The sequence below is a fragment of the Nocardia sp. NPDC047038 genome, assembly GCF_040644075.1.
Taxonomy (GTDB): domain Bacteria; phylum Actinomycetota; class Actinomycetes; order Mycobacteriales; family Mycobacteriaceae; genus Nocardia; species Nocardia sichangensis.
Genome location: NZ_JBEYVQ010000001.1, coordinates 569,499 through 594,351, shown reverse-complemented (window position 1 = coordinate 594,351; position 24,853 = coordinate 569,499). Strand labels below are relative to the sequence as shown.

Below are 24,853 nucleotides of genomic sequence, written 5' to 3'. Positions count from 1 at the left end.
ACGCGCGGTCGGACGCCCACCGTGTCATTCCGGGTCGAGCAAACCTTCGGGCGGATCGATCACGATCACGCCCTCGGCGAGGGACACCGTGGGCACGATGGCGGTGACGAACGGTATCAGGATCTCCCGCCCGTCGTCCGCGGCCCGCACCTCCAGCAACTCACCCGCCGCGGAATGCAGCACTTCGCGCACGGAGCCGACCACGGTGCCGTCGGTGAGCCGTACCTCCAGCCCCTCCAGTTCGTGGTCGTAGAACTCGTCCGGATCCTCGGAAGGCGGAAGGTCGGCACTGTCGACCACGAACAGCATGCCGCGCAGCGCGTCGGCAGCGGTGCGGTCGGTCACACCGGACAGGAACACCAGAAGCCGGCCCGAGTGCTCCCGGGCCGACTCCACGGTGAACTCGCGAACCTCCGCCGCTCGCGGCAGCCGACCGCGCAACCTGACGCCCGGCGCGAAACGCGCCTCCGGCTCGTCGGTGCGCACCTCGACGACGAGTTCGCCGCGCACGCCGTGCGACTTGGCGACCCGCCCGACGACGAGTTCCATCTACTGGTCGGTGTCGACCACGTCGACCCGGATGCCCCGGCCGCCGATACCGGCGACGAGGGTGCGCAGCGCGGTCGCGGTACGTCCGCCGCGACCGATCACTTTGCCCAGGTCATCGGGGTGAACGTGCACCTCGACGGTGCGTCCCCTGCGGCCGGTGATCAGCTCGACGCGGACGTCATCGGGATTGGCGACGATACCGCGCACCAAGTGCTCGACGGCATCGGCGACGACGGCGCTCACTGCTCCATCACCTCACGACGCAACTCACCCGTCGTCGGGGCCGATCTGCGCACGGCTCGCGACGGGTATCGGATGGACGGGTATCGCCCGCTCATTACTCGCCGGCCTCGGCAGCCTCGGCGCCCTCCTCGGCGTCCTTCTTGCCCTTCTTCTTGGGGGTGACCGCCTCGGCGACCGGCTCGTTGTCGGCGGCGGCCAGCGCGGCGTTGAAAAGGTCCAGCTTCGACGGCTTGGCCGGCTTGACCTTCAGGGTGCCCTCGGCGCCCTCGATGCCCTTGAACTTCTGCCAGTCGCCGGTGATCTTCAGCAGCTGGAGGACCGGCTCGGTCGGCTGCGCGCCGACGCCGAGCCAGTACTGCACGCGCTCGGAGTTGATCTCGATCAGCGAGGGCTCTTCCTTCGGGTGGTACTTGCCGATGGACTCGATGGCCCGGCCGTCACGGCGGGTGCGGGCGTCCGCGACGACGACGCGGTACTGCGGGTTGCGGATCTTGCCCAGGCGGGTGAGCTTGATGCGAACAGCCACTGCTGATCTGCCTTTCGTTGGTTGGTCACGACGCAATTCGGCGACCCGCATGGTCTGCGAGCCCGGTTTTGCGCTTTCGAGTGTGTGACCGCCGCGCGGTACGGAACCGGAGACGGGCTGACACTTGTCCGGAAGGACGGTGGTCCATTGTGCCAGACCGGACGATCCCGCCAGAAATCGCGTGCGTGTTCACACAACGATGCCCACCCGCCATAACCAGGCATGCGACTGTTCCGACGCCACCGCCACGACCCGCCCGCATCACCCGCGACATCGCGAGCGAACTCCGGCGAGGAGGCTGCCGTCGAGTACGTCGTACCCGGCGTGTTCCGGGTGCTGCGACTCGTTGCCGCGGGCGTCGCCCGCGCCATGGAGTGAGGCTCGGCGTCTCGATGCGGCTAGCCCGGAGCGGTGGCGGTGAGCGCACGGGTGGGGACCCAGGGGCCGCCCCACCACATCTGCCACCCCACGGGGCGCAGGGTGAGGGCGGTCGCGCCGTTCGCCGCCAGGACGGCGCGGTACGCCCGGGTGTCGCCGATATCGACGATGACCAGTTTGCCGCCGGGACGCAGCACGCGGCACGCCTCCCGGAGCGCCGCCGCCCGGCCCTCGGCGGTCTTGATGTCGTGAATCGCCAAGCTGGAGACGACGACGTCGAACACGCCGTCCGGGAACGGCATGCGGGTCATGTCGCCGGTGCGCAACTCGATCCGGTCGGCGACGTTCTCCGCGAGCGCGTTCCGCTCCGCGGTGGCCGGGGTGTTCTCGCAGTGGTCCGCGGAGCACCACAGATCCAGGCCCACCGCACACCCGGCGGGCAAGCGGCGCGCGGCGGCCAGCAGCACCGCGCCGCGCCCGCACCCCATGTCGAGCAATCGTTCGTCGCCACGCAGTTCGAGGTCGTCGAGCAGGCGCGCCCAGACCCGGAACTTGCCCCGGCGGGTCGCCTGCAGGAACAGCCCGAACTGCGTGGCCAGCACGACGCCGATCAGCAGGAGCAGCAGGCTCGGGCGCAGTTGCTGGAACAGCGCCACCACCAGCGCGGCGGCAAGATACCCGACCGCGAGAACTCCCAGCAACAACAGCACCGACGGCGCGTCGACACCGTACGACGCGCGCCACGGAGGGGCTATCATTGCCCGATCATAACCAGCGCCAACGGTATTCGTGCCGGGTTCGCGCTCGTCAGCGCACCAAGGGAGCGAAGGTACGCCCGGCGAGTTCGACCGCACCCGGCTCGTGCCCGTTGAACACCATATTGATGATCAGACCGTCTACGCCGTGGTCGAGAACGCGGGTCCGCAGCTGTTCGGCAACCTCGTCCGGTGTGCCGACGAACTGGCGGTCGGCCGGGCTCTGCGCGAGCTCGGCGTCCGACAGGGCCGACAGGTCGATACCCATGCGGCTCAAGTAATCCCGCTGTTGCTTGCGCACGAGGTCACCGTCTTCGTCCATCATGACGAAGCACAGGTAGCTGGTCTCCAGGGTCCGCGGATCCCGGCCGACCTCCGCGCAGCGCGCCCGCAGCGCCTCGATCTTGCGCGGCAGCTCGGACGCGTTGCAGATGATGTTGAGATGGTCGGCGAAGCGAGCGGCCAGGCCGAAGGTCTTCTTCTCACCGCTGCCGCCGAGCAGGATCGGCAGATCGTCGCGTACGCGCGGCTCGTTCATCGCGTTCTCGACCCGGTACCACTTGCCCTGGAAGGTGGGCCGCTCGCCGCGCAGCATCGGCTGGATGATGTGCAGCGCCTCGTCGAGCCGCTCGAAGCGGTCGGTGAAGGTGCCGAACTCGTAGCCCAGGGAGCGGTGCTCGAGTTCGAACCAGCCCGCGCCGATGCCGAGCACCGCGCGGCCACCGCTGACCACGTCCAGCGTGGTGACCGTCTTGGCGAGCATCGCCGGGTTGCGGTAGGTGTTGCCGGTGACCAACGCCGACAACTGGATTCGCTCCGTCGCCGTGGCCAGGCCGCCGAGCGCGGTGTAGGCCTCGAGCATCGGCTCGTCGGGCGTGCCGATGCCGGGCAACTGATAGAAGTGGTCCATGACGAAGGCCGTGTCGAAACCGGCGGCTTCGGCCTCTCGGGCCTGCGCGATCACCGTGGGGAACAGCTCGCGCACCGACTTGCCGTAGCTGAAGTTGGGCATCTGATATCCGAGGCGAATTGTCACGAAATCCGACCTTACGCCCCTTTCGGATACGCGCGGGTGAGCCGCGGCGCCGAGTTATCTATGGCCGGTGACCGGACCGTGCCCGCCGTACACGCGCCCGCGCAGCACAACGGCGTACGGCGTGGTGAGCGTCTCGGGGTGGCTACGCGGATCCTCCTCGTAGACAACGAAATCCGCGGGAGCACCGTCCTCGATGCCGGGTCGCCCGAGCCACTCGCGCGCCTGCCAGGAGGCCGCGCCGAGCGCGTCGTGCCGGGACAGTCCCGCGGCGCCGAGCGCGGCGATCTCGTCGGCGATGCGCCCGTGGCGGATGGAACCGCCCGCGTCCGTGCCCGCGAAGATCGGCACGCCCGCCTCGTGCGCGGCGGCGACCGTGCCGCGCACCCGCCGGTGCAGATCGCGCATGTGCGCGGCGTAGACGGGGAATTTGCCCGCGCTGTCGGCGATACCGGGGAAGGTGTCGATATTGATCAGGGTGGGAACCAGGGCGGTGCCGTGCTCGACCATCATCTCGATGGTCTCGTCGGTGAGACCGGTGCCGTGCTCCAGGCAGTCGATACCGGCGTCGATCAGGCCGGGTAGCGCGTCTTCGCCGAAGACGTGTGCGGTGACCCGCGCACCGTTGGCGTGCGCTGCGGCGATGGCCTCCTTCAGGATCGCGTCGCTCCACAACGGCCGCAGGTCGCCCACCGAGCGGTCGATCCAGTCGCCGACGATCTTCACCCAGCCGTCGCCGAGGCGGGCCTGCTCGGCGACGATCTCCGGCAGGTCACGTTCGTCGTCGAGCTCGATGCCCAGTTCGCGGATGTAACGCTTCGGACGGGCGATGTGGCGGCCCGCGCGGATGATCCGCGGCAGGTCCTCGCGGTCGTCGACGAACCGGGTGTCGATGGGCGAGCCCGCGTCGCGCAGCAGCAGGGCACCGGCGGCGCGCTCGGTCTCGGCCTGTGCGACGGCGCCGGCGTGGTCCTCGTGGCCCCCGCCGTACCGGATCCCGACGTGGCAGTGGGCGTCGACCAGTCCCGGCACGATCCAGCCCGAGCCGCACAGCGTTTCGGCTCCGGGCACGGGCTCGAACGACACCAGGCCGTCGCGCACCCAGAGGTCGCGCACCTCGCCTTCGGGAAGAACCACACCACGCAGATGCACCGCACCCTCCTGGAATTCGTCGGCGGCCGCCAACCTGGTGTCCGACTCCCGGATCGGATATTTCGCGCGAAGCACGGCCACGCGGCAGCGACGCCGCGCACACGGCGACCGACCGGCGAGGCACACAGGCACGCCGCCCACGAACAGCGTGGGCGGCGTAAGTGGCCTACTTCTTCGGGAACTTCAGTTTGCTGAGATCGAAGCCCTCCAGGCCGGGCGGCAACTGGTCCAGACCGGCAGGCATGTTCGACAGGTCGGGCATCCCCGCGGGCAGGCCGGGCATGCCGCCCATCCCGGGGAAACCACCGCGCACCTTCGGCGGCGTCGGGCCGCGACCACCCTTCTTGCCCTTCTTGCCCTTCTTCGCGTTGCCGCGACGGGCGCCGGGCAACCCCATCTGGCGGCCCATCATCGTCATCATCTTCTTGGCCTCGAAGAAGCGGTCGACGAGCTGGTTGACCTCGGAGACCTGGACACCGGAACCGTTGGCGATGCGCAGGCGGCGCGAGGCGTTGATGATCTTCGGGTTCGCCCGTTCGGCCGGGGTCATACCGCGGATGATCGCCTGCACCCGGTCCAGCTGCTTGTCGTCGACCTGGGCGAGCATGTCCTTCATCTGGCCCGCGCCCGGCAGCATGCCGAGCAGGTTCCCGATCGGGCCCATCTTGCGGATGGCCAGCATCTGGTCGAGGAAGTCCTCGAGGGTGAGCTCGCCGCTGCCGATCTTGCGGGCGGCCTCCTCGGCCTGCTTGGCGTCGTAGACCTGCTCGGCCTGCTCGATCAGGGTGAGCACGTCGCCCATGCCGAGGATGCGGCTGGCCATGCGATCCGGGTGGAAGACGTCGAAGTCCTCGAGCTTCTCACCGGTCGAGGCGAACAGGATCGGCACGCCGGTGACCTCGCGGACACTCAGCGCCGCACCACCGCGGGCGTCGCCATCGAGCTTGGTGAGCACCACGCCGGTGAAGCCGACGCCGTCACGGAACGCCTCGGCGGTGTTGACCGCGTCCTGGCCGATCATGGCGTCCAGCACGAACAGGGTCTCGTCCGGTTGCACGGCGTCGCGGATGCCCGCGGCCTGGCGCATGAGCTCTTCATCGATGCCGAGACGGCCCGCGGTGTCGACGATGACGACGTCGTGCTGCTTCTGCCGCGCCTCTTCGACACCCCCGCGCGCCACGTTCACCGGATCGGCGGCGGAGATGCCGAGCGGGTTCTCACCGCCACCGATCGAGGTGCCGGGGTGCGGCGCGTAGACGGGCACGCCCGCGCGCTCGCCGACGACTTGCAGCTGGGTGACGGCGCCGGGGCGCTGCAGGTCGCACGCCACCAGCAACGGTTGATGGCCCTGCCCCTTCAGCAGTTTGGCCAGCTTGCCCGCGAGCGTGGTCTTACCGGAACCCTGCAGACCGGCCAGCATGACCACCGTCGGCGGGTTCTTGGCCAGGTTCAGCCGCCTGGTCTCGCCGCCGAGGATCCCGATGAGTTCCTCGTTGACGATCTTCACGACCTGCTGGGCGGGGTTCAGCGCCGCGGAGACCTCCGCGCCCTTGGCGCGCTCCTTGATCCGCCCGATGAACCCGCGGACCACGGGCAGCGCGACGTCGGCCTCCAACAAGGCCAGGCGGATCTCGCGGCAGGTGGCGTCGATGTCGGCCGGTGACAGACGCCCCTTACCGCGCAGATCCTTGAGGGCACCGGTAAGCCGGTCGGACAGGGATTCGAACACCGATCGCGCTCCTGATCTCGGGGGACGTCACATTCTCTCCCAGGGTAATGGGATCGCCCGCGTGTTCGCGCAGGCGGTGCGTCCTTCCCGGCGCGGCGGGCTCGCTAGTCGAGCACGCGACGGCGCGGCCTGGCCGTTTTGCGGTAGTCGTGGTTCTCCTCGGCCACCATGAAGACCGCCTCGTTGGCGGTCAGGCCCAGCTCGAGGGCCAGGCCGTCGAGAACGGCCCACTCGGCCCTGCTCGGGATGGGCGAGGTGGCGACCGTGGAGGCGATCGTCATCGCGGTAACCGCCTGTCGCCCGGTCAGCGTGCGACCAGGAAGCCAGGAGACCACCCACCGGTCGCCGCCGACGCAGCGCGCCATGTGCGCGGTCTCGTCACTCGTCATCGTGGATGCCGAAACGACTTCAATTGCCATCGACCTGCTCCCCTCGTGCTCGCGATAGCCGGACGCTCTAGATCGTAGGGTCAGGTCGCGAGACGAGAGTTGGGATGCAGCAAATATTGCGCAACAGATTTATCACCGGATAAAAGTGCTGCTAATCACCATTTTCCGAGTCTCGAGCACCGTCAGCAGGCGGTTTCGGCGCGGTTCTGGGAACCACCGCGATAAGCGCTTTCTCGATCGTTTCGCGGCGCGAGGGGCTGTCCTCGGCGCCCAGCTCGAGGCAGAAGCTGTCGACCACCGCGGACCCCATCGTGACCACCTTGGCCCAACGGACGTCGGCTCCGCAGCCGGCCAGCTCCGCGGCCAGGCGGCTGAGCAAGCCGACCCGGTCCTCGGCGCGCAATTCCAGGATCACCTGCCCCGGTACCGAGGTGTCCGACCAGATCACCCGGGGTTGGGCCTGCGCGTACCGGCTCCGGCCGATCGTGCCCGCCTCGCGCTCGCGTTTGGCCAGCGCAGCCGCCACATCCAGGTCGCCGGCCGTGGCTCGGATCAATTCCTGGCGCAACAGCCCCGGGTCCGGCGGATCGCCGAACTTGGGCGCGACGACGAAGGTGTCCACCGCGGAGGCGCCTTCGACGCCGAGCGCGGCCGACAGCACGCGCAGCGAATGCAGCGCGAGCACGCCCGCGGCGTCGGACAGGAGCCCGGAGCTGTCGGGCGCGATGACGGTGACCACATACGTGTGCTTGCTCTCGCCGGGCTGCAGATCGACGTGCACACCGCCCGCCCTGGCCTTCTCGACCAATTCCGGTGCGATCGGTTCCGGTGTCGGCAGTTGGTCGCCCGCCATGACCAACCGGCAGCGCCGGACCAGTTCGCCGATCAGCGACGCCTTCCAGTCGCCCCACACGCCGGGACCGGTGGCCTGCGAATCCGCCTCGGCCAGGGTGTGCAGCAGCTCCAGCAGTTGCGGATCGCCGTCGAGCGCCTCGACGACGTACCGCACCGTCTCCGGATCGGACAGATCGCGCCGGGTCGCGGTTTCCGGCAGCAGCAGGTGATGGCGCACGACCGCGCTGAGCGTGCGCACGTCCGACGGCCACAGTCCGAGGCGGCGGCCGATATGGGTGGCCAGTTCCGCGCCGACCACGCTGTGATCGCCCGCGCGACCCTTGCCGATGTCGTGCAGCAGCGCACCGAGGGCGAGCAGGTCGGGGCGGGCGACCCGGGTGCTCAGCCCGCCCGCGTAGGCGACCGTCTCCATGAGATGCCGGTCGACGGTCCAGATGTGCTGGACATCGCGCGGCGGCAGGTCGCGCACGGCGCCCCATTCCGGCAGCAGCCTGCCCCACAATCCCGTCCGGTCCAGCGCCTCGATCGCGTCGATCGTGCCGCGGCCCGCGCCCAACAGGACCAGCAAGTCGTTGAGGGCGTCCTTGGGCCACGGCTCGCGTAGCTCGGGAGCGTCCTCGGAGAGCCGGTTGAGGGTGGTGGCCGACATCGGCAGGCCGGTCTGCGCCGACGCCGCCGCGACGCGCAGGATCAGCCCGGGGTCGCGCTGCGGGCGGGCGTCTCTGGCCAGCACGACCTCACCCGCGTGCTCGACCACGCCTTCGTCCAGCGGCCTGCGCACCGGCATCCGGCGCAGGCGCGCCAATCCCCGGCGGGGCAGTGCGTTGGCCGCGGTACGCAGCCCGACGTCCACGGAGTAGCTGACCGTCCGGGCCGAATCGCTCAGTGTGCGGGCCAGATCGAACCGATCGCCGATGCGCAGGGCAGCGCCGATCTCGTCGGCGTCCTGTGCGCGCAGCTGGTCGCGGGCTCGTCCCGCCACACGGTGCAGTTCGGTGCGCACGTCCAGCAGCCGACGGTGCGCCTGCTTCAATCCGCCGCCGGGCACGTCCGGCCCCAATCCGGGCATGGCGTCGGTGAGTTGGGCGATGGCCAGCGCGTCCAGCAGCTGGATGTCGCGCAGGCCGCCGCGCCCGTTCTTCAGGTCGGGCTCGGCGCGGTGCGCGATCTCGCCGTTGCGCTCCCATCTGGCCTTGGCCTGGGCGATGAGCTCCTCGAAGCGGGAGCGGATGCCGGTGCGCCACTCCCGGCGCACCCCGCCGATCAGCAGATTGCTCAGTTCCTGGTCGCCGACGATGTGCCTGGCCTCGAGCATGCCGAGCGCGGCGATGAGATCGTCCGCGGCCACCCGAAGCGCCTGCGGAACGGTACGCACGCTGTGGTCGAGTTTGATGTGCGCGTCCCACAGCGGATACCAGAGCTGGTCGGCGACCTCGGCCACCCGGGCCGGGTCGACGTCGTCGTGCAGCAGCACCAGGTCCAGATCGGAGTACGGCAGCATCTCCCCGCGCCCCAGGCCGCCGACGGCCACCACGGCCAGACCGCTGTCGGGGGCGATGCCCAGTTCGGCGCCCTTGCTGGTGAGCCAGAGTTCATAGAGGTCGACCAGCGCCTGGCGCAGCGACTGCGCGTCCAGCCGGGGATTGCGCGGCTGGCCGCCGTCGAGCAGTTGGGTTCGCGCGCGGACCAGGTCGGCCGCCCCGTTGGACACCTTGCCGTTGCCTTGTTCGGTGACCTTCGGATCACCGTCGTGCTCGTACTGACTAGCCACAACCCACCGCCCATTTGATGCGCGCGGCCCCGCCCCGACCGGGAGCTCCGGTGGGAGCGGGGCCGCCGCTCGACTCGTTTCCGCTACAGCGCGTCGGTGCCGCGTTCGCCGGTCCGCACCCGGATGATCGCCTCCACCGGAGTGATCCAGACCTTGCCGTCGCCGATCTTGCCGGTGCGGGAGGCCTCCACGATCACCTCCACGACCTTGTCGACGGAGGCATCGTCCACGACGACCTCGACGCGAACCTTCGGCACGAAGTCGACGGAATACTCCGCGCCGCGGTACACCTCGGTGTGGCCCTTCTGCCGGCCGTACCCTTGGACCTCGCTGACGGTCATGCCCAACACACCCGCCTGCTCGAGACCGGACTTGACGTCTTCGAGCGTGAACGGTTTGACGATTGCGGTGATCAGTTTCATGTTCGTCATGCCTCCTTGACGGCCGAACGTGCCGTGCTACCCAGAGCGGCGAAGTCGTAGGCGGTTTCCGCGTGCTCGGACTCGTCCAAGCCGACCGACTCTGCTTCCTCGCTCACGCGCAGCCCAATGGTGAACTTCACGATATAGGCAATGATCAGGGTCGCGATGAAGGAGAAGGCAAGTACCACACCGGCACCCACCGCCTGCCGCCACAGCTGATCGAAACCGCCGCCATAGAACAGGCCGGTCTTGGCCGCACCCGCCTCGGGCGCCGCGACGAAACCGACCATCAGAGTGCCGACGATACCGCCGACCAGGTGCACGCCGACCACGTCGAGCGAGTCGTCGAAACCGAACTTGAACTTCAGACCGACCGCGAGGGCGCACAGCGCGCCGGCGACGACGCCGATGGCGAGCGCGCCGAGCACGTTCACCGAGGAACACGACGGCGTGATGGCGACCAGACCCGCCACGATGCCCGAGGCGGCGCCCAGCGAGGTGGGCTTGCCGTCGCGGATCTTCTCCACCAACAGCCAGGCCAGCATCCCGGCGCAGGTCGCGATGGTGGTGGTGACGAAGGTCGAACCAGCGAGGCCGCCGGAGGTCACCGCGGATCCGGCGTTGAAGCCGAACCAGCCGAACCACAGCAGACCGGCGCCGAGCATGACGAACGGCAGATTGTGCGGGCGGAACGGGGTGGTCGGCCAACCCTTGCGCTTGCCGAGCACCAGCACCAGGGCCAGACCGGCCGCACCGGCGTTGATGTGCACCGCCGTTCCACCGGCGAAGTCCACCGCGAGCAGCTTGTTGGCGATCCAGCCGCCCTCGTGCACGACGTTGCCGTCGGCGTCCTTGACGTCGAAGTCGAACACCCAGTGCGCGACCGGGAAGTAGACCACCGTGGACCAGATGCCCGCGAACACCAGCCACGCGCCGAACTTCAAGCGGTCGGCGACCGCACCCGAGATGAGGGCAACCGTGATGATGGCGAACATCAGCTGGAAGGCGACGAAGACGGTCGCCGGAATCGTGCCCGCGAGCGGGATGTTCACCGCGTCGGTGGTGACCGCGCCCGCCGCGTCCTTGACCTCGGCGACGGAGTTGCCGCCGATCAGGCCCTTCAGGCCGAAGAACTGCGTCGGGTCACCGATCACGCCGAACGTGTTGTCGCCGAAGGCCGTCGAGTATCCGTACAGCGACCACAGAACGCCGACCAGGCCCATGGCGCTGATGCTCATCATGATCATGTTGAGCACGTTCTTCGACCGGACCATGCCGCCGTAGAAGAAAGCCAGGCCCGGCGTCATCAGCAACACGAGCGCCGAACTCGCCAGCATCCAAGCGGTGTCACCGGTATCCGGTGCACCGGTAAGTGGAAAAGCCACCTTAATGTCCTCCTCATCTCGGGCCCAGCCGCTTCCGGCAAATGGACCTGAACAGAAGGGTCCTAACTCGGTGTTTCATCCGTAGAGCTGCCGTGTTTCACCTACGTGAACGGATGGAGCAGCTGTGTTGCCACTAGGTTTCGTCCCACGCACCAGCGGTTTTCCGGCGCTGTGAGCACGGTGTTCGGGAAATCGGACATTCGTTACCGCGCACGAGGAGTCGGCAAACTTCCGGGGTGTGACCGCCCTCGCACCGAGGGTGGCGGCGATCGAACGAGCGCTCTCGGCGCACCTCGTGGATGGAACGCCGCGGGCGGCAACCTCTTTCGACCGGTCTCGGCGAGTGGAACGGCTCAGCCCAGCAGCGCGTCCACGAACGCGGCGGGCTCGAACGGAGCCAGGTCGTCAGCCCCCTCACCGAGCCCGACCAGCTTCACCGGCACGCCCAATTCGTGCTGGACCTGGAAGACGATGCCGCCCTTCGCCGTCCCGTCGAGCTTGGTCAGCACGACGCCTGTGATATCGACCACTTCGGCGAACACCCTGGCCTGGGTCAGTCCGTTCTGCCCGACGGTCGCGTCCAGCACGAGCAGGACCTCGTCGACGGCGGCCTTCTTCTCCACGACGCGCTTGACCTTGCCCAGCTCGTCCATCAGCCCCGTCTTGGTGTGCAGCCGACCTGCCGTGTCGATCAGCACCACGTCGACGCCGTGCTCGACGCCCGCGGCCACCGCGTCGAACGCGACCGCGGCCGGGTCGGCGCCCTCGCGGCCGCGGACGGTGTCGGCGCCGACCCGTTCGCCCCAGGTCTGCAACTGGTCGGCGGCCGCGGCGCGGAAGGTGTCGGCCGCGCCGAGCAGCACCCGGCGGCCGTCGGCCACGAGCACGCGGGCGAGCTTGCCGGTGGTGGTGGTCTTGCCGGTGCCGTTCACGCCGACCACGAGCAGGATCGACGGGTGATCGGGATGCGGCAGCGCGCGCACCGAGCGGTCCAGCTCCGGTCGCAGCTGCTCGATCAGCACGTCGCGCAGCACGGCACGCGCCTGGTCGGTGGTCCGCACGCTGCGTGCCGCCATCTCCGAGCGCAGCCGGGACACGACAGCGGTGGTGCTCGCGGTGCCGAGGTCGGCCAGCACGAGGGTGTCCTCCACCTCTTCCCACGAGTCGTCGTCCAGGTCACCGCCGCCGAGCAGGCCGAGCAGGCTCTTGCCGACCGCGTTCTGCGAGCGTGACAGTCGTCCGCGCAGCCGGACCAGGCGGCCAGCGGTGGGCTCGATCTCCTCCAGCGCGACGGGTGCTTCCACCCCCGCGGGCGTGTCGGGCGCGACGATCTCGGTGGCGGCTTCGGTGTCCGGCCCCGCGGTGTCGGTGGGCGGCTCGGCGGTCGCGTCCTCGGCCGTGGCCGTGGCCGGGCTCTCCTGGGTTTCCAGCTGGTCGGGCGCCTGCGCTGGCGTCTCGGCCGCCGGAGTGCCCGCCTCGGGCTCGGCGGCCGGCTCGACGACGTCCGGCGCGACGGAGGCCTCGGTGACGTCCGCGTCCGGCAACGGAACGTTGGTGATGCCGCGTTTGGGCGCGTCGCGTGGAATCGCGGCGTCGTCGCCGACGTGCGGCTGTCCTTCGGTGTCGGTGCGCTCGACCGGTTGCGGTTCGGTCGCCGCGCCGCCCCGGCTGAAGGTGAATCCGCCGGACGCGGCATAACCACCGGACCGGTCGGTCACCTCTTTCTCCTGCGTGGGCGGAGTCAACGACACGCGGCCGCGCTTGTACCGGACGAAACCGGCGACGAGCACGACGAGCAGCAGTGCGGCGACCGCGGCGATCAGGATCCAGACTTCAGGACTCACGCGGACCATCCTTGCAGACCGACCGTCACGGGATCGGCCCCGAGCCGCACCCGGCGCGCGCGTCGCGCGCCGGGGCCGGGGGCGCGAACTCGGCGAACGTCGCAGGTGCCGGGCCGAGGGCGGGTGCGAGCGGGCACCGACACAGCCCTCCAGATTTCTTGTCCTGCGGAACTTCTCGCGAAGGGACAATAGGATCGGCGACGTGACCGATCGAAACGTGCTTGGGGGGCCGCTGGAAGAGTGCGGCACCGATCCTCTCACCGGCTTCTACCGGGACGGCTGCTGCAGTACCGGGCCGGAGGATCTGGGCAGCCACACTGTGTGCACCGTCGTCACGGCAGAATTCCTGGAGCATCAAGCTTCCATCGGAAACGATTTGAGCACGCCGCGGCCGGAGAACAATTTTCCCGGTTTGCAGCCGGGTGACCGATGGTGCGTGGTCGCCGTGCGATGGCTGCACGCGCACGAGGACGGCGTCGCCGCGCCCGTGGTGCTGGCCGCCACGCACGAGAACGCCCTGGAAGTGATCTCGATGGACATCCTGCGCAAGTACGCCGTCGACGTGCCCGACGACGTCAGCGACCTGCTCTGAGCCACCGGTAACCCTACGGCGGGCGCAGCGTGGACCACCGGCTCACCCGAATCGCGGGCCGGTGTCCGATCGGTTCGTGGCGCAGCGGAGAACCGATTGGCACAAATGCGCCATTCGGCTCAGCGCGCCGCCGCGACGCGCCGACGATGAGCTTTCTGACGACATGCCGCCGAGCAATATCTCGCCCGTCGGCCCGTCCCAGCGCGGGACAACGCCGCGTGACATACCGGGCAGCTGTCGGCTCCACTTTCGTTACGATCGACAGTTTCGTTACGGACTTCGGCCACCGCATCCCGTTTCGTCACCATCAGCCCTACCGGCTCCGCGCGCAGCGCGTCCAGCACGATGGCGGCGCTACGGTCCATGCCGCCCCGCGCCTTCCGTAGCCGTTGGATCGCAACGCATCCGGTGAAGATCGCCAGCACGTCGTCGAGTTCGATGTCGGCCCGGACCGCCCCGTCGCGCTTGGCCGCGTCGAGCAGAGCGGCCAACGCGTCGTGGAAACGCGCCCCCGCGCTGCGCAGAAGCGCACGCGGCCAGCCGTCGTCGGACTGAACGATGTCGCATAACGCCTGGTTGTCCGGCGTTGTGGTGATCACCGCGGTGCAGAAGTCGAAGAAGGCGGCGCCCGGATCCGGCGCGGCGAGATGGTCTGCGGCCATCTTCGCCAACCGGTCGACGCGCTGCTGCATAACCGCTTCCAACAGTGCGGCTTTCGTGGGGAAGTGCCGGTAGACGGTGCCCGCGCCGACACCCGCCCTGCGGGCGACCTCGACGAGCGACACGGAGGCGCCCTGCTCCGCGAAGGCGCGTTGCGCGGCAGCCAGCACGAGGGCGCGATTGCGGCGGGCATCGGCTCGCGACGTCGCGCCCGGGGCGAGCGATGCGGTCATTTCGTTACGGCCTTCCGTTGAGCAGCCTGGTCAATCGGGTCGAGGCACCCGTATCGTTCGAATCCGGGTCAACCAACCCGATTCTACCGAGCAGAGAAGGCGGAGCATGTCCCCTCAGCACAACCTCATCCTGGTCACCGGCGCCACCGGCAAGCAAGGCGGCGTGACCGCCCGGCGACTGCTGGCCGACGGCAGGGCGGTGCGCGCGCTGGTCCGCGACGCGCAGTCGCCCGCCGCGCGGGAGTTGGCCGCGGCGGGCGCGGAACTCGCCGTCGGCGACTTCGACGCCCCCGAGACCTTGCCCGCGGCGCTGGCCGGCGTCAGCGGACTGTTCCTGGTCCCGCCCGCCGCGTACGGCCCCGAAGGCTGGGATGTCGAATCGGAAGCCGCGCGCGGAGAAGCCGTCGTGGACGCCGCGCGTGCGGCCGGTGTGTGGCAGATCGTGTTCACCGGCATCGCGTCGATGGGCGACGACGTCTCGTGGGGGGCCAGGGGCAAGAAGCGCATCGAAGACGCCGTCATCGCCAGCGGCGTGCGGTACACCCTGCTGCGCCCGGTGCGCTTCATGGAGAACTACCTGCTGCGCACGTCCCCCGTAGACGGCATCTTCGACGGCGTGCACCGGCACCTGTTCCGGGCCGAAGGTCCGATGAAGGTCATCGCCGTCGCGGACATCGGCGATATCGCCGGTCTCGCGTTCGCCGACCCGGATCGCTTCCACGGCCGCGTCCTCGAACTCGCGGGCGATGTGCTCGTCCCGCCCGCGGCCGCCGCGGCGATCAGCGCCGCCACCGGGCATCAGGTGCGCTACCACGAAGTCACCGAAGCCGAGGCGGACGCGCTCGGCGAGGAGATCGGCAATACGTGGCGCCTCATGCGCCACACCGGCGGCTGGCTCGCCGACGTCGACGAGATCCGCGAGATCCACCCCGGGCTGCGCACGTTCGACACTTGGCTCGCCGAGACCGGAGCGGCGCAGATCAAAGCGCTGCTCGACCACGAAAGCGCGCGCGTCGCAGGGTGATTCGAGGCGACTATTCACCCTGTTCAACGGGATGATCGTGCGGCGAGGCGTACCCTCGGCGCGTTGATACGCCCGCGCGGAGGATCCCCGGCCGCGCCCGGCGCGACCCGGTCGGCGCGGAGGTCGACGAGTATTCGGCCCGTCGCGCAAGCACATCCACGAGCGCAAGGAATGGGTGGCGATCGCGAAGGTCGACGATCGGGTCTCCGGTGACGATCCGCTGGTCGACCTGGACTCCGGCACCGTCACCCTCCGCGCACGCCGCGGGTGACCGCGCGGCGCGGCTCAGCCCACCGCGCCGACCGGGGCCAAGTTCTCCCCGCGCAGCCGCTGGGAGATCACCTGGGTGATGCCGTCGCCGCGCATGCTGACACCGTAGAGCGCGTCGGCGATCTCCATCGTCGGCTTCTGGTGGGTGATGACGATCAGCTGGCTCTTCTCCCGCAACTGCTCGAACAGGCCGATCAGGCGGCGCAGGTTGGTGTCGTCGAGCGCGGCCTCGACCTCGTCCATCACGTAGAACGGCGAGGGCCGGGCGCGGAAGATGGCCACCAGTAACGCGACCGCGGTCAGCGACTTCTCCCCACCGGACAGCAGCGACAGCCGCTTGACCTTCTTGCCCGGCGGACGTGCCTCCACCTCGATGCCGGTGGTGAGCATGTCCGAGGGGTCGGTGAGCAGCAGCCTGCCCTCGCCACCGGGGAACAGTTTCGCGAACACCTCGACGAACTCGCGTTCCACGTCGGCGTATGCCTCGGTGAACACCTGGAGGATGCGGGCATCGACCTCGGCGACCACGTCGAGCAGATCCTTGCGCGCGCTCTTGACGTCCTCGAGTTGCGTGGCCAGGAAGTTGTACCGCTCCTCCAGCGCCGCGAATTCCTCCAGCGCCAGGGGATTCACCTTGCCCAGGGTGGCGAGATCCTTCTCCGCACGCTTGGCGCGACGTTCCTGGGTCTGCCGGTCGTAAGGCATCGGCGCGGGTTCGCTGACTTGCTCGCCGCGCTCCTTGGCCTGTTCGTATTCCTGCAGCTCCAGCGCCGAGGGCGGCAGCGGCACGTCCGGACCGTACTCGGCGATCAGGTCGTCCAGCGCGATGCCGAACTGCTCGGCGATGGTCGCCTCCAGTTGCTCGATGCGCAGCGCCGCCTGAGCCTTCGCCACCTCGTCCCGATGCACCGCGTCGGTGAGCTGGGAAAGCTGCGCGGTGAGCGCACGCACCCGCTCCTTGACCTGCTCCACCTGCGCGGCACACTCGGAGCGCTTGCGCACCAGTTCGTCCCGGCGCGCGCCCGCCTCGGCGACCACGCGCTCGAGTTCGCCCGCGATCTTCGCGCCGGATTCGGCGACGGCGGCGGCCACCTCCGCCGCCTTCTTGCGCGCGGCCTGGGCGCGCTCGGCCCTGGCCCGGGTCTCCCGCTCGGCGCGCGCGGCCCGGCGCAGCGAGTCCGCCTTGCCGCGTACCGATTCCGCTCGTTCCTCGGCCGTGCGCACGGCGAGCCTGGCCTCGACCTCCATCGCCCGCGCCTCGGCCAGCGCGGCCGCCGCCTCCTCCCGCGCCCGGCCCGCGGACTCGGTGCCCGCCGCGCCCGCACCGTCGGCATCGACCTCGGCCTGCTCGAGTTCCGCATGGCGCAGGCGGTCTTCCAGTTCGGCGAGCGAGGCGAGTGCCTCTTCCCGGCTCGTCTCCGCGTCGTCGCGCTGGCCGACCAGCCGTTCGCGGTCCGCGTGTGCGGTGCGGGCGGTCTGGCCGAGCCTGCCCAGCCGCTCGTAGATCGCCACCAGCGCCTGGTCGGATTCGTGCAGGGCGAGCAGCGCGTGGTCGACGGCGTCCTTGCGATCGGCTTGCTCTTCGAGCGCGCCGGACAGCGCGGCCTCGAGTTCCTCGGCGCGCCGCTGCGCCGCGACCAGTTCGGTCCGGGCGGCGTCGATGTCGGCCTGGATCTCCAGCTGGCTGGGCGCGCGATCGGAACCGCCGAGCAGCCAGCCGTTTCCGGCGAGATCGCCGTCGCGGGTGACCACGCGCAGCTCGGGCCGCACCGCGACCAGCGCGCGGGCGGCGGGCAGATCGTCGGCCACGGCGATCCCCGCGGTGAGCGCCGCGATCGCGCCGCGCACCGTATCGGGGCACTCCACCACGTCGACCAGCCAGCGGGCGCCGTCGGGCAACGCGCCCGGCTGCGGCCGATCGGTGCGCTCGGCGCCGAAGACGACGGCGGCGCGGCCACCGTCGGCGTCCTTGAGCGCCTGGATCGCGGCGTGCGCGGACTCGCCGGTGTCGGCGGCGACGGCGTCGGCCAGCGGGCCGAGCGCGGCGGCGACCGCGGCCTCGAAGCCACCGTGCACACGCAGCAGCGCCGAGAGCGGGCCGAGCAGACCTTGTTCGCGGTGCTCCACCAGCCAGGCGACGCCGTCCCGGCGCGCCAGGTTCATGCCGAGCGCCTCGATCCGCGCGCCGAGCGATGCGACTCGCTTGCTCGCGTCGCGGTCCTGTTCACGCAGTTCGGTGACCCGCTGATCGACCAGTTCCAGCGCCTGTACCGCGTGCTCGTGCTGGGCGTCCAGACCGGCCTCGCCCGCGTCGAGTTCGGCGAGTTCGGCTTGCACCGTGTCGAATTCGGCTTGGGCGGCCTCGCCGCGGTGACGGGCGTCGGCGATGGCGACCGACAGTCGCGCGATCTCCGCGTCCACCGACTGCGCCCTGGCCCGCAGGGTGTCCACCTTGCCGGACAACCGGGCCACGCCCTCGCGCCGGTCGGCGATCGCCCGCACGGCGGCCAGGTGCGCCTGCTCGGCGGCCTTGGCGGCGTATTCGCGTTCGGCCAGCTGGTCTCGGGCCGCCTCCAAGGTCTCCGCGGCGATCTCCACCGCTTCGCGCAGTTCGGCCTCCTCGGCTTCGACCCGGTCGGCCTCGGCCTCGAGCTGCTCGGGGTCGCGGCCGGTGCTGACCGGAGCTGCGGTGTCCAGGTGCCGCGCCCGGTCGCCGGCGATGCGAATGGTCGCGTTGACCCGTTCGGCGAGCGCGGAGAGCTGGAACCACAGCTGTGCGGCGGCCTCGGCGCTCGGCGTCAGCCGGGACAGCTGGAATTCCTGCTGCGCCAGCGCCGCGTTGGCGGCGTCCAGCTCGGAGTGCACGGTGATCTGCTGCTCGCGCGCGTACGCTTCCTTGCTCTGCTGGCTCGCCAGCTCTCCGCGCCGGGTGACCAGATCGTCGGCGGCCAGCCGCAACCGGGCGTCGCGCAGGTCGGCCTGCACGGTCTGCGCCCTGCGCGCCACCTCGGCTTGCCTGCCCAGCGGTTTGAGCTGGCGGCGCAGTTCGGTGGTGAGGTCGGTCAGCCGGGCCAGGTTGGCCTGCATCGCCTCGAGCTTGCGTACCGCTTTTTCCTTGCGTTTGCGGTGCTTGAGCACACCGGCGGCCTCCTCGACGAACGCGCGGCGGTCCTCCGGGCGCGACTCCAGGATGGCCGACAGCTGACCCTGCCCCACGATGACGTGCATCTCGCGGCCGATACCGGAGTCACTGAGCAGTTCCTGCACGTCCATCAGGCGGCAGGAGTTGCCGTTGATCTCGTATTCGCCCGCGCCGTCGCGGAACATGCGCCGGGTGATGGACACCTCGGCGTAGTCGATCGGCAGCGCGCCGTCGGAATTGTCGATGGTCAGCGTGACCTCGGCGCGGCCGAGGGGGGCGCGGCCCGCCGTGCCCGCGAAGATGACGTCCTGCATCTTGCCGCCGCGCAGCGCCTTCGCGCCCTGCTCACCCATCACCCAGGTGAGCGCGTCGACGACGTTCGATTTGCCCGATCCGTTGGGACCGACCACACACGTGATGCCCGGTTCCAAGCGCAGTGTCGTCGCGGACGCGAAGGATTTGAAGCCCTTCAACGTCAGGCTCTTCAGGTGCAAGTTCGACGACCTTTCCGTGTTCTGCCCGGTCGGCGTTTCGCGTCGCGGCAGCGCATCCGGCGACCTGTCATGGTATCCGTCGCGTACCGGGAGCCTCCGGGGCCCGACGGCGTGCGCGGCCGAGTGGTGGTTCGGCGATATCCGTAGGTTATCGACTCGCCGCCGGTTCGCGCGCATTTCGATGTGCTCGAGGTTTGCCGGAATGGGCGGCCACGCTGCCGGTCGGTGTCAGCGGCACGACCCATTCGGCCCTCTCGCCGCGACCGGGGAACGCCCGCCCGCGCTCGGCCTGCCACCGGTAGCCTCCCCACCCGTGGGTCCGCCGATTCCGCGCGGTCTCGAACTGGCACTGACGCCACACCCTCCGGCCACATACGATCCCTCTGATTCGCCAGCGGAATTTCGGGAGCGCACCACGATGTCTGCCCCCTCACCAGGGACAAGTACCCGGTTCCGCCTTGCCCGGATCGCGGGGCTGGTACTCGGCAGCCTGCTGCTCCTGCACGCCTGTGAACGCAGCAAGAGCGCGCTGCTGAGCGATGTGCGGGTGGAGGTCGCGATCGCGGCCGCCTTCGGTGCGGCCGCCCTGGGCGCGGCGTGGTTCGAGATCAAACTGCGGGCGCAGGAGCAGGACGCGGACCCGCCGTGGGACGACGACGAGGAGGACGAAACTCCCAGTTCTGGGAATTTTCCCGGTCGAGCCGGGCGATCCGCCGACCCCGGGCACGGCAGGGACGAGCGGGCCGGACGCACCGGCACCGGCGCGCGGTCGACGCCCATGGCTCACTTCGAGGACGAAGACCTGCCCGAACCCGCGGAAACCCCAAGGCGCGCGGATCTCGTCGCCGGGATTGCGCGGACATTGCGGATCACCCGCTCCGGCGACTCGGACGACCGGCAGCCGCTGCTCCCGCTGGGCGCGGTGACGAAATGGATGCGCCGCGTCGACCCCGACGACGACATCGAGCCCGGCGAACTCGACGACCATGACGAGACGGAGCAGATCACCCGCAGCGAGACCGGCGAACTCGTCATCGAATCCGGCACGCGAACGGTGCGGGCGAAGATCTCCCGCTCCGGCGACCTCGTCCTGCACGGCCGCCGACACGGTGAGGCGCGGTCGGAATGGAAGTGGACGTTCCCCGCGGACGTCTTCCCCGCCATCCGCGGCGCACTCGGCGACGGGCGCGGTGACCTGCTCGATCTGCTCGAGGACACCCTTCCGTGGTTGGACGCCGCCGCCCGCCACGACCCGGGTGCGTGGCTGCGCGCTCACGACATTTCCGCGAAATATCAGGAGAAAGGCGTCAGCGCCACCCAGGACACCCGGGAACTTCCCGTGTTCCAGCCGGGGCGTCCGCCGCAGCCGCCCCACGCGAGCGGATCCCACCGGAAGCCGCCGAACGACGCGTCCGGCGCACGGGAGGCCCGCGCGTCCGCGAAATCCTCCGACGAGCATGACCACCGCGGAAAACCCGCTGCGACACGATCCCGCGAGTCCCTAGCCGCGCACGGCGAAACTCGCTCCCCCCGGCGCGGAGCCGCCGACCCACCGCCCTCGTCCCCGCGCACCGATACCGATCGACGAACTCGCGGCGACAAACCCCGGCCCACCGGACAAGCGAAGCGTCCGGCCGACGACTACGGTTCGCCCGCGCCGTCGCGCCGTCGCCGCGACGAACCCGAACCCACTCGGCGCAGCGATCGGCTTCCGCGCGGCGGCGGGACGGATTCACACCCGCGCCCTACACCCGGCCGCCCCGAACTGCCGAGACGTCGGCAGCAGGACGGGCACGGCACAACACCCGTCGCTGGACATCGCGACGACTACGACGAAGCGGATGCCGGATGGCCGCGAGCGAACCGGCGATCGGGGCGTGGCCAGGAGCCCACGAACTTCGAGTCAGAGACCGGCCGACGAGAGCGACCCGATACTCCCTACCGCGACCGCCCCACCCCATCCGACCGAGCACCGGAACGGACCTACGACCAACCACCCAGCCGCCGCCATCGCGACGACCAGCGGTCACGCCGCGATACCTCGCTCCCCCCGCACGAGTCCTCGCGGCGCAGATGGTAGGACACGAAAACGGCGCTGTCACTCGATGATCCGGGTGACAGCGCCGAGGGATGACGCTCAGCTCGCGCGGCGGGTGAATCGGCCGTTCTCGAAGCCGGCCACCATGCGGAACGCCAGGACGGCGCCCCACGGGCCGATCACCCATACCGGCCAGAAGTAGGTCAAGGCGCCGACGCTCAGCGAGATCGCGCCCCAGATGACCAGCACCAGCGCGCTCACTGCGAGCCAGGTGCTGCCCTCGATACGCTGCCAGATCGGGATGCGCGGGCGTGCGGTGGCCGGTGCGCCCGCGTCCTTGCTCAATTCGGGCAGATCGGACAACACCCCGCGCAGGTCCTCCCGGTCGGTGGTGGCGTACACCTGGGCGACGCGCTGGTCGTATTCGGGCAGATCGATCCGCCCGTCCGCCATATGCCTGCCGAGCAGGCGCACCACGGCGTCGCGTTCGGCATTCGAGGCGCGGGTGCCGGTGGAGATGTCCATGCCTGGTCCTATCGACGGGTTCCACCCTCCATAGTGGAATATGACTTAAGCATAACCCTCCAAAGTGGAATGTCAACCCCCGCCGTGATTCCGGGCCGAAACTCGAGCCTTCCCGCGATCCGGCGGTAGTGTTCGCACCGAGAACAACTGTATGGACAGGTGTTCGGCTCGCGGGTCCACGGAACGGCCGGATCCGCGTCCCGAGAACTCGCTCAGGAGGCACAGGTGTCGGAAACCGTCCGCGGGATCGTGGCCCGCAGCAAAGGCGCACCGGTCGAGCTCGTCGAGGTGGTGATCCCCGATCCGGGCCCGCACGACGTGGTGGTGCGGGTGCAGGCGTGCGGGGTCTGCCACACCGACCTGCACTATCGCGAAGGTGGCATCACCGACGACTTCCCCTTCCTACTCGGCCACGAGGCGGCGGGCGTGGTGGAAGCCGTCGGCGCCGAGGTAACCCACGTGGCCGAGGGTGACTATGTGATCCTCAATTGGCGCGCGGTCTGCGGCGAGTGCCGGGCGTGCAAGCGCGGCAAGCCCTGGTACTGCTTCGACAGCCGTAACGCGAGCAAGAAGATGACGCTCGCCGACGGGACGGAGTTGACTCCCGCCCTCGGCATCGGCGCGTTCGTCGACAAGACCTTGGTGCACGAAGGCCAGTGCACGAAGGTCGATCCGGCCGCCGACCCGGCGGTGGCGGGCCTGCTCGGCTGCGGGGTGATGGCGGGCATCGGCTCGGCGATACACACCGGCAACGTCTCGATCGGCGACACCGTCGCGGTGATCGGCTGCGGCGGCGTCGGGGACGCGGCCATCGCCGGAGCCCGGCTGGCGGGCGCGCGCACCATCATCGCGGTGGACCGCGACGCCCGGAAACTGCGGTGGGCCACGGATTTCGGCGCCACCCACACCATCGACGCGAGCACCGAGGACGTGGTCGAGAAGATCCAGGAGTACACCGACGGCTGGGGCGCGGACGTGGTCATCGACGCGGTCGGACGGCCGGAGACCTGGCAGCAGGCCTTCTACGGTCGCGACCTGGCGGGCACAGTGGTCCTCGTCGGGGTGCCGACCCCGGAGATGACCCTCGAGATGCCATTACTGGACTTCTTCTCGCGCGGCGGCGCGCTGAAATCCGCTTGGTACGGCGACTGTCTTCCCGAACGCGACTTCCCCACCCTGATCGACCTCTACCGCCAGGGACGGCTGCCGCTGGACCGCTTCGTCTCCGAGCGCATCGGGATCGACCAGGTGGAGCAGGCCTTCGCGAAGATGCACGCGGGCGACGTGCTGCGTTCGGTGGTGGTCTGGTGACCGTCCGCATCGACCGCGTCGTCACCTCCGGCGACTTCTGTCTCGACGGCGGAACCTGGGCGGTGGACAACAACATCTGGCTCGTCGGCGACGACGACGAAGTGGTCGTCATCGATGCCGCCCACGACGCCGATCCGATCGTCGCGGCGGTCGCCGGGCGCACCGTTCGCGCGATCGTGTGCACCCACGGACACAACGATCACGTGACGGTCGCCCCCGAACTGGCCGAGCGCTCGGCGGCGCCGATCCTGCTGCATCCCGGCGACGAGCCGCTGTGGCGCATGACCCACCCGGACACGGCCTACCGGCCGCTCTCGGACGGCGATCGAATCACGGTGTCGGACAGCGAGCTTCACGTCCTGCACACCCCCGGCCACTCCCCCGGTTCCGTCGCATTGCATCTGCCCGATGCGAAGGTCGTATTCACGGGCGACACATTGTTCGCCGGTGGACCCGGTGCGACCGGCCGATCGTTCTCCGATTTCGGCACGATCATCGAGTCGATCCGCGAACGCCTGCTGACGCTCCCGGAGGAGACCACGGTCCATACCGGGCACGGCGATTCCACCACCATCGGCGCGGAGAAACCCTTCCTCGCCGACTGGATCGCCCGCGGCCACTGACCGCCGCGGGCGGCACCCGGCACCGCCCGCGGCGGCACCGCGCGCATCAACCGGGGAACCGGCGATCCAGCTCCAGGTTCAACCGGAGCACCTCGACTCGCGGCTCGCCGAGGAATCCCAGCGTCCGGCCGCTGGTGTGCTCGGCGACCAGCGCGCGCACCTGCTGTTCGGAAATCCCGCGCGCCTTCGCGACCCGGGGCACCTGGATGGCCGCGTACTCCGGCGAGATGTTCGGGTCCAGCCCACTCCCGCTCGCGGTGACTGCATCGGGGGGCACCGCCGGATCGGCGGGCGCGTCGCCGTGGATCGGGACGACTCGCCCGGCGGAATAGTCCCGTCCCGGTTCGGCGCATTCGACTCGGACGCCGCGATAGGCGGCGACGAATGGCTGCGCCGGGCACGCCTCGTTGACGCTGACGACCTGAACGGGATGCGAAACGTCCCCGTCGGCGTCACGCGGTCCTATCACCGAGAGCACCGCGCCCACACCGCCTTTCGTGCAGAACGGACGACTGCCGTCGACCCCCTCACGGTCGCCGATCTCCTTGCTGCGGGCGCAGATCGTGGTGAGCAGGCTGGCGCGTGCCGGAGTGTCGACGATGTCCTCCGGTCCGAGATTGCTCGCCGCGGTGGACCGAGGATCGTAGCCGTCACCGGCGGCGGAAGGGCGGCTCTGGAAGTACCGCACCAGGGCCGCGCCGTCGGATCCGGTGAACGATTGCCCGATCAGGCCGGAGCCCACGGTCGTTCCGTCGACGGCGACCAGCGACCCGTCCGCCTTCTCGTGCAGGCCGGGCAGCTGGGCCACCGCGAAAACGGCCAGCGGGTAGACGATTCCGGTGATCGCCGTGAGCGCGAGCAACGCGCGCAGGGCGGCGAGATGCTGCCGGATCCAGGTTGAAAGGCGCAT

The 24,853-nt window shown here is 69.9% G+C and carries 22 protein-coding genes; 6 read left to right on the top strand and 16 right to left on the bottom strand.

The genetic code is table 11. The annotated features are described in order from the left end of the window. Positions 1-24 precede the first annotated feature (24 nt). The 3 genes from rimM to rpsP form a co-directional block, all read right to left on the bottom strand. Positions 25-549, bottom strand: a complete 525-nt coding sequence (gene rimM / locus ABZ824_RS02810; RefSeq protein ID WP_356961291.1) for a ribosome maturation factor RimM — start codon at positions 547-549, stop codon at positions 25-27. Next, a complete protein-coding gene (locus tag ABZ824_RS02805) occupies positions 550-792 on the bottom strand; it encodes an RNA-binding protein (protein WP_011210690.1) in 243 nt (80 codons plus the stop codon). Positions 793-886: 94 nt separating this feature from the next. Further along, the gene (gene rpsP / locus ABZ824_RS02800; RefSeq protein WP_355069884.1) at positions 887-1,318 is read right to left on the bottom strand and encodes a 30S ribosomal protein S16; all 432 of its coding nucleotides are present in this window, start codon (positions 1,316-1,318) and stop codon (positions 887-889) included. A gap of 222 nt (positions 1,319-1,540) precedes the next feature. Here rpsP and ABZ824_RS02795 point away from each other — a divergent pair, with 222 nt between their 5' ends. Next, on the top strand, positions 1,541-1,696 hold the full coding sequence (locus ABZ824_RS02795) for a hypothetical protein (RefSeq protein ID WP_356961289.1): 156 nt from the start codon (positions 1,541-1,543) through the stop codon (positions 1,694-1,696). Positions 1,697-1,716: 20 nt separating this feature from the next. Here the strand turns inward: ABZ824_RS02795 and ABZ824_RS02790 are convergent, their stop codons facing one another. The 9 genes from ABZ824_RS02790 to ftsY all read right to left on the bottom strand — a co-directional run bounded on the left by ABZ824_RS02790 (position 1,717) and on the right by ftsY (position 13,040). Continuing rightward, on the bottom strand, positions 1,717-2,454 hold the full coding sequence (locus tag ABZ824_RS02790) for a class I SAM-dependent methyltransferase (RefSeq protein ID WP_356961287.1): 738 nt from the start codon (positions 2,452-2,454) through the stop codon (positions 1,717-1,719). Between the two features lie 49 nt (positions 2,455-2,503). Then, positions 2,504-3,487 (bottom strand): LLM class F420-dependent oxidoreductase, encoded by a 984-nt coding sequence (locus ABZ824_RS02785; RefSeq protein ID WP_355069879.1) that lies wholly within the window; start codon positions 3,485-3,487, stop codon positions 2,504-2,506. Between the two features lie 54 nt (positions 3,488-3,541). Continuing rightward, positions 3,542-4,636: an amidohydrolase family protein gene (locus ABZ824_RS02780; RefSeq protein WP_356962429.1), complete on the bottom strand. Its 1,095-nt coding sequence runs from the start codon at positions 4,634-4,636 to the stop codon at positions 3,542-3,544. Between the two features lie 166 nt (positions 4,637-4,802). Further along, complete coding sequence (ffh, locus tag ABZ824_RS02775) at positions 4,803-6,365, bottom strand: signal recognition particle protein (protein WP_356961285.1); 1,563 nt, start codon at positions 6,363-6,365, stop codon at positions 4,803-4,805. 104 nt (positions 6,366-6,469) lie between these two features. Continuing rightward, entirely contained in the window at positions 6,470-6,784 is a 315-nt protein-coding gene (locus ABZ824_RS02770; RefSeq protein ID WP_355069876.1) for a hypothetical protein, read from the bottom strand. Positions 6,785-6,905: 121 nt separating this feature from the next. Then, positions 6,906-9,320, bottom strand: a complete 2,415-nt coding sequence (locus ABZ824_RS02765) for a [protein-PII] uridylyltransferase (protein WP_356962428.1) — start codon at positions 9,318-9,320, stop codon at positions 6,906-6,908. Between the two features lie 143 nt (positions 9,321-9,463). After that, positions 9,464-9,802, bottom strand: a complete 339-nt coding sequence (locus ABZ824_RS02760) for a P-II family nitrogen regulator (protein ID WP_330249397.1) — start codon at positions 9,800-9,802, stop codon at positions 9,464-9,466. A gap of 5 nt (positions 9,803-9,807) precedes the next feature. Beyond that, positions 9,808-11,187 carry an ammonium transporter gene (locus ABZ824_RS02755; RefSeq protein ID WP_355069874.1) on the bottom strand — a complete coding sequence of 460 codons (1,380 nt, stop codon included), beginning with the start codon at positions 11,185-11,187 and terminating at the stop codon, positions 9,808-9,810. 353 nt (positions 11,188-11,540) lie between these two features. Next, positions 11,541-13,040: a signal recognition particle-docking protein FtsY gene (ftsY, locus tag ABZ824_RS02750; protein WP_356961283.1), complete on the bottom strand. Its 1,500-nt coding sequence runs from the start codon at positions 13,038-13,040 to the stop codon at positions 11,541-11,543. Positions 13,041-13,233: 193 nt separating this feature from the next. Here ftsY and ABZ824_RS02745 point away from each other — a divergent pair, with 193 nt between their 5' ends. Then, the gene (locus tag ABZ824_RS02745; protein WP_019048221.1) at positions 13,234-13,623 is read left to right on the top strand and encodes a DUF2237 domain-containing protein; all 390 of its coding nucleotides are present in this window, start codon (positions 13,234-13,236) and stop codon (positions 13,621-13,623) included. A 119-nt stretch (positions 13,624-13,742) separates the two neighbouring features. On the opposite strand, the gene ABZ824_RS02740 is transcribed toward ABZ824_RS02745, so the two are convergent. Then, positions 13,743-14,516, bottom strand: coding sequence for a helix-turn-helix domain-containing protein (locus ABZ824_RS02740; RefSeq protein ID WP_356961282.1), 774 nt, complete (start codon positions 14,514-14,516; stop codon positions 13,743-13,745). A 106-nt stretch (positions 14,517-14,622) separates the two neighbouring features. On the opposite strand from ABZ824_RS02740, the gene ABZ824_RS02735 reads away from it, so the two are divergent. After that, on the top strand, positions 14,623-15,540 hold the full coding sequence (locus tag ABZ824_RS02735) for an NmrA family NAD(P)-binding protein (protein WP_356961281.1): 918 nt from the start codon (positions 14,623-14,625) through the stop codon (positions 15,538-15,540). 285 nt (positions 15,541-15,825) lie between these two features. Here ABZ824_RS02735 and smc read toward each other — a convergent pair whose 3' ends face one another. Next, a complete protein-coding gene (smc, locus tag ABZ824_RS02730; protein ID WP_356961280.1) occupies positions 15,826-19,446 on the bottom strand; it encodes a chromosome segregation protein SMC in 3,621 nt (1,206 codons plus the stop codon). Positions 19,447-19,864: 418 nt separating this feature from the next. Between smc and ABZ824_RS02725 the strand changes: the two genes are divergently transcribed. After that, positions 19,865-21,526, top strand: coding sequence for a hypothetical protein (locus ABZ824_RS02725; protein ID WP_356961278.1), 1,662 nt, complete (start codon positions 19,865-19,867; stop codon positions 21,524-21,526). 57 nt (positions 21,527-21,583) lie between these two features. Here the strand turns inward: ABZ824_RS02725 and ABZ824_RS02720 are convergent, their stop codons facing one another. After that, positions 21,584-22,009 carry a DUF1707 domain-containing protein gene (locus ABZ824_RS02720; protein WP_356961277.1) on the bottom strand — a complete coding sequence of 142 codons (426 nt, stop codon included), beginning with the start codon at positions 22,007-22,009 and terminating at the stop codon, positions 21,584-21,586. Positions 22,010-22,234: 225 nt separating this feature from the next. Between ABZ824_RS02720 and ABZ824_RS02715 the strand changes: the two genes are divergently transcribed. Further along, complete coding sequence (locus ABZ824_RS02715) at positions 22,235-23,320, top strand: S-(hydroxymethyl)mycothiol dehydrogenase (RefSeq protein ID WP_356961275.1); 1,086 nt, start codon at positions 22,235-22,237, stop codon at positions 23,318-23,320. Then, the gene (locus tag ABZ824_RS02710; RefSeq protein ID WP_356961273.1) at positions 23,317-23,943 is read left to right on the top strand and encodes an MBL fold metallo-hydrolase; all 627 of its coding nucleotides are present in this window, start codon (positions 23,317-23,319) and stop codon (positions 23,941-23,943) included. Before ABZ824_RS02715 ends, ABZ824_RS02710 begins: the two co-directional genes overlap by 4 nt. A 46-nt stretch (positions 23,944-23,989) precedes the next feature. Here ABZ824_RS02710 and ABZ824_RS02705 read toward each other — a convergent pair whose 3' ends face one another. Beyond that, positions 23,990-24,853, bottom strand: a complete 864-nt coding sequence (locus tag ABZ824_RS02705; protein WP_356961271.1) for a potassium-transporting ATPase subunit C — start codon at positions 24,851-24,853, stop codon at positions 23,990-23,992.